General features: G+C 39.3%; 5 protein-coding genes. 3 read left to right on the plus strand and 2 right to left on the minus strand.

Features of this window, described 5'->3' with window-relative positions; translation table 11 throughout:
• Positions 1–138: 138 nt before the first annotated feature.
• The 3 genes from B7L72_RS18390 to B7L72_RS16570 are packed head-to-tail and all read left to right on the plus strand — an operon-like array spanning position 139 to position 1,551.
• Positions 139–666 carry a hypothetical protein gene (locus B7L72_RS18390; RefSeq protein WP_139788525.1) on the plus strand — a complete coding sequence of 176 codons (528 nt, stop codon included), beginning with the start codon at positions 139–141 and terminating at the stop codon, positions 664–666.
• Positions 659–994 carry a hypothetical protein gene (locus B7L72_RS16565; protein WP_081195570.1) on the plus strand — a complete coding sequence of 112 codons (336 nt, stop codon included), beginning with the start codon at positions 659–661 and terminating at the stop codon, positions 992–994. Before B7L72_RS18390 ends, B7L72_RS16565 begins: the two co-directional genes overlap by 8 nt.
• The gene (locus B7L72_RS16570) at positions 991–1,551 is read left to right on the plus strand and encodes a hypothetical protein (protein WP_081195571.1); all 561 of its coding nucleotides are present in this window, start codon (positions 991–993) and stop codon (positions 1,549–1,551) included. The genes B7L72_RS16565 and B7L72_RS16570 overlap by 4 nt, the downstream gene beginning before the upstream one ends.
• Before the next feature lie 30 nt (positions 1,552–1,581).
• Here B7L72_RS16570 and B7L72_RS16575 read toward each other — a convergent pair whose 3' ends face one another.
• Both B7L72_RS16575 and B7L72_RS19140 read right to left on the minus strand, forming a co-directional pair.
• Positions 1,582–1,797, minus strand: coding sequence for a DUF4113 domain-containing protein (locus B7L72_RS16575; protein ID WP_081195572.1), 216 nt, complete (start codon positions 1,795–1,797; stop codon positions 1,582–1,584).
• Between the two features lie 22 nt (positions 1,798–1,819).
• Positions 1,820–1,990, minus strand: a complete 171-nt coding sequence (locus tag B7L72_RS19140; protein ID WP_446718579.1) for an NgoMIV family type II restriction endonuclease — start codon at positions 1,988–1,990, stop codon at positions 1,820–1,822.
• Positions 1,991–1,997 lie beyond the last annotated feature (7 nt).

Consider the following 1,997-nt stretch of genomic DNA (forward strand, 5'->3'; position numbering starts at 1 on the left):
TAAATCAGGGCTTTATGAATATGGTAATAGTCAGCCTGCTGCCGGTAATCTTACATCAATTTTAGATGATCTTTTATCATGGTCAGGGAAAGGTTTGGCACAAACTGTCACTTATCAAGTAAAAAAAGCTCGCAGATAATGCCAGCATATTTGTTTGATATTAGAAAGAAGAAAAGCAATTATTTAATTACAATCTGGAATCAGGTTCCTTCAACTTCTGGAGCTGTTGCGTCTGTTGATCCGAACTCAAGCGTGGGTTCTGCTTCAGTGACAATGAATCCATATAAAAAAGGAACTATACCCGGATTTGCGACATATTTTTGGTTCATTCCCTCTCTTTCAGTATGTGCTTCAATTCAATTTCAGCACAACTTAGTGGCTCGAAAAGAGCTTGAAAAGTATGTCGAGTCATTTATAGATCCATTTTCAAAATATGTTGTTTTTACTCCATTTAATAATAATGGTTATAAGGTTGTAAGGTATGTTGATGATGCTGGTAATTGCTATGATAATCTTAGATCACAATTTCGAATGAGTATTGTAAGGAAGCCAGGTGAAATACAGCATATTCTGAACAATTGCGCTAAACTCGAAAAAGTGATTCGAAAGACCAAGTTGGAAATGAAAAATAGTACCGAGAAAAAAGTTTTTGGAGAGCATGGTTAATATAATAAAAAGAACTGTCAATATTAAGTATAACCTGCCAGCTCAAGAAGTTAATGTTTGCTACGAACTACCTATAGACTTGGATTATAAAGAAATTAAATCCATAATCTATGATTGGGAAGCCTCTGGTGGTCATAGTCGTTCAGAATGGGATGACTATGGATTCCAGTTTAAGGGTGAGATGAATAAAACTTATTGGCTTAGCAGTTCTTTGGCTAGGGATACATTTGACTTGGATGTTAATAGAAGTAGTGATGAAGTAGTTGAAGCGCAGAGTTTGATTGATGAGCTTACCACTAAGCAATCTATTATCACGAGTATAATATGAATACTTTAATTTTTAATCTGGCTGCTTTGATATTGCTTCTCGCTGGTTTTTGTCTTGGGTGGTATTTTGGTGAGAATGTGAGTTTTTCAGATCAATGGCCTTTGTTTGAAGCGCTTAGAAATACAGCTGCTATAATATTTGCTGTTGTTGGGGCATGGTTTGCAATAATATATCCTGAAAGAATGAAGGGTATTTTAAACAGAAAATCACCTTCGCCTTTGGCTGTATCTGCCGGCGAAGGGATAGGTAAACTATTTTCCCCAATCGTTCATTCAACTATTATTTTATGTATTATTCTTCTGATTGGCATACTTGCTCCGTTAGCCAAGCAGATTGATTATTTGGTTGCAAATTCTGAATACCTGAGGCGATTTTCATTTGGTATGTTATATGTTTTAACATTCTGGCAAATATGGACTGTCTTGGTTGCTCTTATTCCTGCGCTTTTGCTTAAGGAAGCGTCTGATCAGCAGAAACTAGATGAGGATAATTTAAAAGCTTATAGTTCAAATAAAACAATTGAGCCACCTGTCGAAGAGGGCTCTAATATACCTTGATAATTGCTAAAATATCGCAGTTAAAAAGGTCTAAATGTTATTCCTTCTTGGATTTTTACACTGTTTTCGCTTGTTTAGAGCCGCCCCCTCATCCGTATACGCCCTCATCAGCTCATCCCAGTGCGTCGTATAGCGCGGGCTTCGGTTCGCGCAGCGGGGGTGCCAGGGGGCGTTCTTTTCCGATAGGCCGAGGCGTACTGTGTCTTTTCTCATCTTCTCATTCAGGGCGTCCATGGTGGCTATCATGGGCGGTCTGGTTGAGCCTATTTCAAATTGCCAAATCGAGCGGCAGATCGCTGATGTCTTTTAACCGCTTGCCATCCACCATCACGTCTAGCAGGTCGGCAGCGTCATCCATACCCAGCGTCGATAACGTCTCTTGAAGTTCATAAAGTGCAAAGTGATAAACGCAGTCGATATCGCCAGTGCCCAGCGCAATGGAGGCA

Source organism: Halomonas sp. BC1, assembly GCF_002078135.1.
Taxonomy (GTDB): domain Bacteria; phylum Pseudomonadota; class Gammaproteobacteria; order Pseudomonadales; family Halomonadaceae; genus Vreelandella; species Vreelandella stevensii.